1 protein-coding gene is annotated in these 826 nt (G+C 66.0%); it reads left to right on the top strand.

Annotation, left to right across the window (positions count from 1 at the left end):
* Nucleotides 1–689: cobalamin biosynthesis protein CobW (gene cobW / locus EN749_RS36595; protein ID WP_128365070.1), on the top strand; the 689-nt coding region annotated here is incomplete at its 5' end.
* Between the last annotated feature and the right edge of the window lie 137 nt (nucleotides 690–826).

Here is an 826-nt window from a genome sequence, read left to right as displayed (position 1 = left end):
TTCAATGGCCGAGCGTGAAGAGCCGCGTCACAGTCGACGGCGTCATTGCCGTGGTCGACGGCCCGGCCTTGGCCGAAGGCCGCGTCGCCAACGACATGGATGCCCTGCAGGCGCAGCGCGCCGGGGACGAGACGCTCGACCACGACGACCCGGTGGAAGAACTGTTCGAGGACCAGATCGCCTGCGCCGACCTGATCATCCTGTCGAAGAGCGACCTGATGGACGCCGCCGGCACCGCCCGCGCCAATGCTGTCATTGGCGAACACTCCGCCCGCGCCGTGAAGATCGTGCCGACGTCGCATGGCAAGGTCGATCCCTCGGTGCTGCTCGGGCTCGGTCTGGCCGTCGAGGACGACATCCAGAACCGCAAGTCCCATCATGACGGCGCGTTCGACCACGAGCATGACGACTTCGACACCTTCATCGTCGACATTGCCTCGATCGCCAATCCGGACGAGCTGGCAAAGCGCGTCGCCACCGTCGCCGAAGAAGAGAACGTGCTGCGCGTAAAAGGCTTCGTCGAAGTCGGCGGCAAGCCGATGCGGCTCTTGCTGCAGGCCGTCGGGCCGCGCGTCAATCATTACTATGACCGCGCCTGGACCGCGCAGGACGACCGCCGCTCGCGTCTCGTCGTCATCGGCCTGAAAGGGCTGAACCGCCCGGCGATCGAGCTTATACTCGCCGGCTGATTTCGGACACGGGTCGCGATGCACATCCTCACCACGACATCCGCCTCGCTCGACGACCTCGCCGAGCCGGTCGATCTGCGGCAGACGCCGGCGGATATCGTGGCGCTGTCCTTCACCGACAGCGACCTCGCCGGACT

This window comes from Mesorhizobium sp. M7A.F.Ca.ET.027.02.1.1, assembly GCF_004022985.1.
GTDB lineage: Bacteria > Pseudomonadota > Alphaproteobacteria > Rhizobiales > Rhizobiaceae > Mesorhizobium.
The sequence above is the reverse complement of the archived record's forward strand: the minus strand, read 5'-3'. Positions and strand labels throughout refer to the sequence as shown.